Here is an 8628-nt window from a genome sequence, read left to right as displayed (position 1 = left end):
CTTATTCCTTTGTGTCCTTCTCTTACGAGACGCACTCGCGAATGCGCCCTACCCTGCGGGAAGCTGCTTTGCGTCTATGCGGTTCGTTTTTTCATTATTTTGCGTAAGTCCTAAAGAAATCAAATTTTCTCAAAAACATCTGATCATAGGAGCGCAAGTTCTTGTGCCTCTACAAATAGTTTGGGATGATTTATTTTTCGCAAGTCCCTTATTGCGCAATACCCTTGGGTTAAGGCTAAAACTCTTTGTTAAATAGAGAGCGTCATTATGAATTACCAATTATTTAGGACTTACGCAATAACTCTCTGAAACTCTTATTCCTTTGTGTCCTTTGCGCCCTTTGCGGTTCGTTTTTTCATTGTTTTGCGTAAGTCCTATTATTTTAAGGTTTATAGTCCAATAGGGTTCACAAAAGGGCTGAAACTCTTTTTTTTTACGAACCACAGAGGCGCAGAGAACACGGAGAGAAGAGAGAAAGAGAAGGGGGAAATGCTTAACCCAAGTGTGTTAGTTTAAGTACGTTGGTGCGAAAAAAGTCAAGTATGTTACGAAACGTAAATAAGCTTAAAACCTTTACTAATGACAAATGACAAATGACAAATGACCAATGACAAATGACAGCCTTAGCCAGTTAACTTTAATTGCGCCAACCTACTTATAGTCGATTCTTAGTTGGAATCACAATCATCGAGAAATAGGGTACTTCGGCTGGATCAACTTCATCTAGAGGTAGGATGCGTTGCTGTGATGTTGATGCCCGCTCAATATATCTTGCCCGTGATGCTAGCCCTATTTTATGCAGGATATCTCGTACTTTGGTAAAGTGACGACCTAACTTCATAATTGCGGCGGCGTCGGTCATCAGTAGATGTGTAGTCAGCTCTTCTGCTGGTAATGGGGCTGGTAGGACAGTGAGAATATCGGTGTAGTAGGTGAAAGGTACACCCAAGGCTACTGGACAAGCCATGAGTGAAGAAACTCCGGGGACAACTTCTGTTTCGTACTGATCACATAACCGCGTGAACAGGTACATGAACGAACCATAGAAAAATGGATCGCCTTCACATAGCACCACGACATCTCGACCGGCTGCTAAATGGTCGGCGATTGGTTCAATTTCCTTGTCATAGATAGACTTAGCCTTTTCAGGCTCCAAGGCGCGGGGGAGATGAAATAATACCTCAATTTGATTGCCAGGAAGATATTGTGCCACGATCGCTCTAGCAATACTTTCTTTATTTGTGGCTGATTGATAGGCTACCACAGGAGCGGCACGTAATAGCCGCAGCGCTTTCAAAGTTAATAGTTCTGGGTCGCCTGGGCCGACACCAATTCCATAAAGACGACCTTTGGTTTTGATCATTATTCTTCCTCCATTGCCAGGGCGTTAACTGCTGCGGCGGCGATCGCACTTCCACCGCGCCGACCATGTAAGGTTAAAAATGGTACATTTCTGCTGTCTGCTGCCAGTGCGGCTTTTGATTCTGCTGCACCAACAAACCCCACTGGAAAGCCTAAGATAATAGCAGGTTTGGGCGTTCCTTCATCGAGCATTTCTAATAGCCGGAACAGTGCTGTGGGTGCATTGCCGATTGCAATTACTGCCCCTTCGAGGTGCGATCGCCATAATTCTAAAGCTGCTGCCGACCTTGTAGTATTTAGATGCTGGGCAATCTCTGCCACTTCCGGCTCATTGAGGGTACAGATAACTTGATTATTTGCAGACAACCGCCGCCTGGTAACACCATCAGCAACCATGCGGCAATCGCACAGAATTGGCGCTCCGGCTGCCAGTGCTGCTCTTGCGGATTGTACTGCTGTTGCTGAATATCCCAAGTCAGTAACAATATCCGTCATTCCACAGGCATGAATTAGGCGTACAGCAACTTTTGCTACATCTGGTGGTAGCACATCTAGGTTTGCTTCTGACCGGATGATTGCAAAGGAGTTACGGTAAATTTCGTTGGCATCTCGGATATATTCGGGCATTAAATTTGGGATTGACATCTAAAATTAAATAACTGCTGTAATTGTGCTATTTGATATCGATTAGCAAATTCCCCAAAGGACTGATCAGAATTTAGGCGTTGAATTTGATATACATCTAGCATCCGTTCTATTAATGCAGGTAGTTCTGCAAAAGTTACATATTGATATAGTTCGCGTCCAAATTTCTGCTTGTCGTCACCAACATAAACGTGATACCCCTCTACAGTTCCATTGTCAGCCTCAATGCTGACACCGAAGAGAGTAATATCACTCTTGCTGTGCTGGGCACAGGATTTTTTACAGCCGCTAAAGTGGATATTAACTGGGCAATTTAGAGTAACGTGAGTTTCAAGATGCTTTGCCAATGACAACGCATCATCCTTGGTATCTGTAAGAGAAGCGGCGCAACCCTTTTTTCCAGAACAGGCAACTAATGCACTCTTGATGTTGGTTGCTGACGAATCTAACCCGAAGAAAGCAATTTGACTCTCGACATCAGCAACCCATTGCTGAGGAATATCTGTGAGGAGCAAATTTTGCCAAGGGGTTAGCCTGAGAGTTCCACTACCGTATTTTGCTGCTAAATCTGCTAAACCCCGCATCTGCTTACTCTCCAATCGCCCAAGAGGTAAGACGACACCAATGTAAAATAAGCCTTGCTGACGTTGGGGATGGATGCCAATATGCTGATACTTCCCCTGTTTTTGCAAAAGAGTAGAAAGTTCCTCCCCCAACCCTCCAAGGGTTGGGGGTTGGGGGGTTAGGTCTTTTCTGATTTCACTCCCTAAAAGCGGGACAGGTAAACGCTGCTGAACTTCCTGGAGATAATTTTCACAACCCAAAGTATTCAATAACTCTAAGAGACGTAGCTTAGGCTGACTCGTAGTATTACTATGAACAAGATAGACCTCTGCTAAAGCTGCCAAGACGGGCAAACATTCCTCTGGTGATAACAAAATTCCCATATCGCTAGGTGGCTGTCCCTTCTCGCCTACACTCAGATAGAGGCGAAAATAAACATTAGTGTCAACTAAAACAGCAGCAAAGGCGATATCATTCAAGCGATCGCACACCCGAATTATCCCACCACCATCAAAGCAAACGCTAAATTTTGCCGACAGTCCCGAAAGGCCCGGATGTGCAGCAATATAATCATCCCAACCTTGAACAAAAGGGCGAGTATCGATTATTTCCTGGGGGTCGATACCAGCAGTTGGGCTGGTCATAATATTGCGGATGTGGTCTACGACAGGATTGCTAGAACCCAATCCTATATCCTGTAAGTACTTCAGAACCTCAGCATTTATGCCTGTGCGGATTTCGCGGACTTGTAGATTAGCTCGATTAGTCACATCTACATAGCTGCCACCATACTGTTCTGCTATATCTGCGATCGCACGGCACTGCTGACTACTAATAATTCCACCTGGTATTCTAATGCGAGATAATATCCCATCTGCGGCGGGTGTAGCATAAAACAAGCCAGGACAAGTGGCAAATCCAGAAAGCAAATTTGGAACTCCTTCCCCGTGCAACGCAGGGAGTAGATGGTAAGCGTGTCTTGAGGACATCCTGAGAGTTGGCATTCTGACTTGGGTCATCCCGTCACAGCTGCGGCACAGTCCCGGAATTTTACCGGAGTTTCCCAACTCAAGGCTATTTTAGCATTTTTAATGCAGCATAAATCCTGCGGTCAGCTTTCATCACCCAGCCTCAAGTCCGAAAATTTTCCCCTAGACAAAAGACATCTGGTGAAATTAAATATGCGTTACCCAGAACCCTTGTAGAGACGTAGCACTGCTACGTCTCTACTTTTTCACTCCTATGTCTAAAATACGAGCCTAGGCGATCGTCTCTGGAATCTTACAGCAGTTTTCATGTATTTAGACCACAATTATGAGACCTAACCCCCAACCCCTTCCTTACAAGGGAAGGGGAGAAAATCAAAGCCTCTCTCCTTAAAGGAAGTGAGGAATGGAAGTGAGGTCTATTTGTGGTTCATTTACCTGAAAATCGCTGTAAGTAGGTCGGCGCAATTAAAGATAACTGGTGATGTCTGTCATTTGTCCTTATTTATTCCTCATTGGTAGTAGTTTCAAGCCTATTTAAATTTTGTCACATAATTTGATTTATTTTCACCGACTTACTTAACAATTTTCTTTTGATGTTTCACAAGCACCAATACTCACCCATGTGCTAGAACCATCTTCCCAATGTTCTTTCTTCCATATAGGGGCATTGTGTTTGAGGGTATCAATAGCATATTGGCAAGCTTCAAACGCCTCACTGCGATGAGGAGAACCCACTGCTACTAAAACACTGATTTCCCCAACTTGCAAACGTCCAATGCGATGATAAATCGCGACTCGATTCACATCAGACATAGATAAACGTATATCAGCAGCAATTTGATAAAATATCCGCAATGCCATCGGTTCGTAAGCTTGATACTCTAGAGCAATCACAGGTTTACCATCGGTTTGATTGCGAACCATGCCACTCATCACAACCACAGCACCATTGGCTGGATCATCAGATTTGGTGTAGATTTCTTCAATGGATAATGGTGCAAAGGTAATAGCAAAACTATCTTCGGCTCTTGGTTTAATAGCAGAGGTAAGTGTAGTCGTCATAACTGCGTTGATCTTATCTGGGCTTTTCTATTGTCTCTGAACAAAGCGTTGCTAGCCTATAGACATAGGAGTGAAAACGAATGTCGGGACGTAGCAGTGCTGATCGGTGTCAACTTCAGCCTTGGCGAAGGTCATTCGCGTCAATTACTAATTATGCCCTCGCAACCCCACCCCGCTTTTGTCTAGTGACAAAATCTCCCCTCCCCGTTCACGGGGAGGGGTAAAATGACTGTGGAATGAGCTTTCTGACTTAAGTTGACACCAATGAGCAGTGCTACGTCCCTACAAGGGTTCTGGGTAACGCATATTTAATTTCACCAGATATCTACTTAAAATAACCAAAATTTACTGTTATCCGCTCTAAGGAATATTACTATAATGAATAAAAGTAATCAACTAGCTTGATGAATGATTTGTTGGACATTTGAGATACTGGTGGTAATGACCACCGACAGAAAGCCTTATAAATATACATTTATTAGTAACACGAAGCAAGTTGTCATTCAGCAATAGTTAGGAACAATTTCATGAAATCTTTCGTGTGTAACAATGAATTAGCCAGACTTGAGGCTCTGCGTCAGTACCAGATTCTCGACACTCTACCAGAGGAAGCATTTGACGACCTGGCGTTCTTAGCCGCACAGATTTGTAACACACCGATCGCCTTGATTAATCTAATTGACGCTAACCGTCAGTGGTTCAAAGCCAAAGTGGGGTTGGATGTAGAGGAAATGCCACGAGATACTGGGTTCTGCCCGATTTGTATGGAAAGTGGTGAAGTTTTGATTATTTCCGATACCTTGACTGACGAAGAATTTGCGAGAAATGCCGTAGTTACCTCTGCTGAATTTGGTGTGAGATTTTATGCTGGCGTACCTTTGTTAGCACCAGAAGGAGAAGCGATCGGGACTCTGTGTGTAGTGGATTGCGTACCACACCAAATCAGTCCCCAACAGGTGGAAGCACTGGAAATTCTTAGCCGCATGGTAGTTAGACAACTCGAGAGTCGGCGGAGTTTAGTTGAACAGGTAACCATAAAACAGGAGTACAACCAGGTACAAAAAGCATTACACCAAAGCGAATCTTTCTTTAATAATTCGCCGGTGATGATGGGAATTGCCGAGTTGGTAAATAATGACATTTTGCAGATTTCGGATGACCCCGCTACAAGGAAATTCTTTGAACTCACGCCAGAAGAAATGCAAAATCTCCTAGCGCAAGACATGGGTGTAACAGATAAGCAGCCGTCTTTGCGGATACATTGTTACCGTCAAGCAAAACGCACTAAATCACCCATCAACTTTGAATATTCTTACGATACTCCCCAAGGTAAAATATGTCTGTCAGCCACAGTCTCAACAATTACGTTAAGTTCTGGTAGCCGCCTGCAATTCGTCTATGTGGCTGAGGATATTACGGAACGCAAGCAAGTAGAACAACAAATTTGTGAACAAGCAGCATTGCTAGATATTGTCAGTGATGCAATTGTTGTGCAAGATTTGTCCAACAAAATTTTATTATGGAATAAAAATGCTGAAAAACTTTACGGCTGGAAGTCAGAAGAAGCTATAGGCAAGCAGTTCGATGAACTTTTATCCACTGAACCTTTGGCGCAACACCGAGAAATTTATCAACCTGTCTTAAAGAATGGCTTTTGGCAAGGTGAGTTACACAAAACCAGCAAATCTGGCAAAAAACTTATTGTTGAAAGTCGCTGGATGCTAATCAAAGATGAACATTCTCAAGCTAAATCAATTCTTGCCGTTGATACTGATATTACCCAGAAAAAACAACTAGAAAAGCAAATTTTGCGCGCTCAACGCATGGAAAATATCGGCACTATTGCTAGTGGTATTGTTCACGATTTAAATAATGTGTTGTCACCAATTTTGATGTCAGTGCATCTGCTCAAAACTAAAAGCCGCGATCAACAAATTAACGAAATGCTGTCAATAATAGAAAGCAATGTTAAACGTGGTGCTGATTTGGTAAAGCAAGTGCTGTTATTTGCCAGGGGAATTGAAGGCGATGTCCAAGAACAAACTGGTACGCGTCAACACACCGTGCTTGAAGTCAAAGACCTGATTTTAGAAATGCGGCAATTTATCTCACAAACATTTCCCCAATCAATCGCAGTATATACAGAAATTCAGGAGGAATTGTTACCTATTTGTGCCGATAGTACCGAAATGCATCAGGTGCTAATTAATTTGTGTCTCAATGCGCGGGATGCCATGCTTGGAGGCGGAACTTTAACAATATCTGCCGAGAATATTTGGATTGATGAAACTTATGCAAATATGCATATAGGATCTACAGTTGGTGCTTACATTGTCCTGACAGTTACTGATACGGGATTAGGAATTAGCAAAGAAATATTAGATAGAATATTTGAACCATTTTTTACAACAAAAGAGTTGGGTAAAGGTACGGGGCTTGGGCTATCAACAGTAATGACAATTATTAAAGAACATGGTGGTTTTATCACTGTATCAAGTTGTGTAGGCAAGGGGACAAAATTTCAGGTGTACTTACCAGCAGTTCAGCAAGTTCCAATGCCGGCGTTAGAGGTTGTTTGAAAAGTATTGGGCTACAGCTGCAAATATCCGTTAGAGTGAGCGATCGCTACTAAACTGCTCAAGTCTACCTTAGAGGTTGTTTGAAAAGTCTAATTTCTAACTTGCCTCGGCGATTAGAAATCGCGGCTACACAGGCAAAACCTGCCGACCCAGGTTAAAAACCCTTGATTTTGTATTAGTCCACGGAGGCGGACGAGAGTTTGTGCAGTAGCGATTTACAATCGCCTAATACTTTTCAAACATCCTCTTACAATATAGGACTACTATTTGATTTTTGAACAACATTAAGTATTTGTAGGGTGCGTTAGCGTTTCGCGTAACGCACCGAATCCTTAAGAATGATGCCGTACTTTGTGCGCTAACGCACCCTACGTATCTGTTCAAAAATCAAATAGTAGTCCTATAGCGCTTATCCCAATACGCTTGGGTTAAGCATTTCTTTCTTCTCTTTGCGTCCAACTCTTACGAGACGCACTCGCGTTGGCGTCCTTCTCCCAGGGGGAGACGCACTCGCGTTTGCGGTAGCCTGCGGCAAGCCGAAGCGTCTACGTAAAAAAAATTGACTTTGGCAAAGAGTTTTAGCCTTAACCCAAGCGTATTGGTGCTTATCCCGGTTTTCTGTTCCAATGGTACTCCAAATAATGTGGCCGTCCTGCCTCAAAGCAAGGCAGATTAATTAAATCTCTAAAAATTTGACAAATTTATCAAAATATTATTCATTGCAATATAATCTTTCATCAAATTTCGATAAATTTGATGTTCTTACAGACTAATATCAGTAAAATTTTCTATCTCATTTTCTCAAAATATCTAATATTTTGATGCATTTATCAAAATATTTTTCATTGTCCTTATAACTCAAATAAAATAAGCTATTAAGTGTCAATAACATTGGCGAAATCATTGACTATCTTAATCTTGTAAGATAATCAGATATAACCAAGGATGTTAACTAGTTTTGCTAACAATAAATATAACATAAAATTCACGCCAAAGACTTAGTTTTGTCTATTTTATGTTGTTATGCTAGCAAGATTTTTATTCTAGAAATTACGAGGATTAGTCCTAATGGCAGATTTGAATAATAGTGTTACCGAAAACTCTCCTACTGGTGAGAGCAATCCCTTTAGAGATTCACCCTTCGGTCGCTTGAGTGAAGTTCTGAGTGATAAAGACCTCTCCAAGATATTCAGTGGTGTTGGTAATGGAGAAGCTAGCGGTAGTCCATTTGGTGGTAGTGGTAGTAAGCCTGATTTACCCTATGGTGGTAATCCTTTCGCTGGTGATAACTTTTGGAATATCTTTGCAGGTGGTCAAAATCCATCCGCAGGCGGTGGGAACCGGGCTGATGCAAAAGACACTTTGACTGGTGGTCAAAATCCATTTGCAGGCGGTGGGAACCGGGCTGATGCAAAAGACACTTTACT

6 protein-coding genes and 1 riboswitch are annotated in these 8628 nt (G+C 42.5%); of the genes, 2 read left to right on the top strand and 4 right to left on the bottom strand.

All coding sequences use genetic code 11. From position 1 onward, the window contains the following. Positions 1-655: 655 nt before the first annotated feature. The 4 genes from LC605_RS23120 to LC605_RS23105 all read right to left on the bottom strand — a co-directional run bounded on the left by LC605_RS23120 (position 656) and on the right by LC605_RS23105 (position 4622). The gene (locus LC605_RS23120; RefSeq protein WP_229549859.1) at positions 656-1360 is read right to left on the bottom strand and encodes a precorrin-2 C(20)-methyltransferase; all 705 of its coding nucleotides are present in this window, start codon (positions 1358-1360) and stop codon (positions 656-658) included. A 2-nt stretch (positions 1361-1362) separates the two neighbouring features. Further along, on the bottom strand, positions 1363-1989 hold the full coding sequence (locus LC605_RS23115; RefSeq protein WP_229549858.1) for a precorrin-8X methylmutase: 627 nt from the start codon (positions 1987-1989) through the stop codon (positions 1363-1365). Further along, positions 1989-3590, bottom strand: a complete 1602-nt coding sequence (cobG, locus tag LC605_RS23110) for a precorrin-3B synthase (protein ID WP_229549856.1) — start codon at positions 3588-3590, stop codon at positions 1989-1991. The genes LC605_RS23115 and cobG overlap by 1 nt, the downstream gene beginning before the upstream one ends. Further along, a riboswitch (cobalamin riboswitch) is annotated at positions 3549-3676 on the bottom strand. Its footprint overlaps the gene before it by 42 nt. Positions 3677-4136: 460 nt before the next feature. Then, on the bottom strand, positions 4137-4622 hold the full coding sequence (locus tag LC605_RS23105; RefSeq protein ID WP_229549855.1) for a molybdenum cofactor biosynthesis protein MoaE: 486 nt from the start codon (positions 4620-4622) through the stop codon (positions 4137-4139). Positions 4623-5149: 527 nt separating this feature from the next. Here LC605_RS23105 and LC605_RS23100 point away from each other — a divergent pair. Both LC605_RS23100 and LC605_RS23095 read left to right on the top strand, forming a co-directional pair. Further along, positions 5150-7201, top strand: coding sequence for a PAS domain S-box protein (locus tag LC605_RS23100; RefSeq protein ID WP_229549854.1), 2052 nt, complete (start codon positions 5150-5152; stop codon positions 7199-7201). Between the two features lie 1068 nt (positions 7202-8269). Beyond that, on the top strand, positions 8270-8628 hold a 359-nt coding region (locus LC605_RS23095; RefSeq protein ID WP_229549853.1), incomplete at its 3' end, for a hypothetical protein.

The sequence above is a fragment of the Nostoc sp. CHAB 5836 genome, from assembly GCF_020829445.1.
GTDB lineage: Bacteria > Cyanobacteriota > Cyanobacteriia > Cyanobacteriales > Nostocaceae > Nostoc.
Note: the sequence above shows the minus strand (reverse complement) of the source record. Positions and strands in the feature narration are given on the sequence as shown.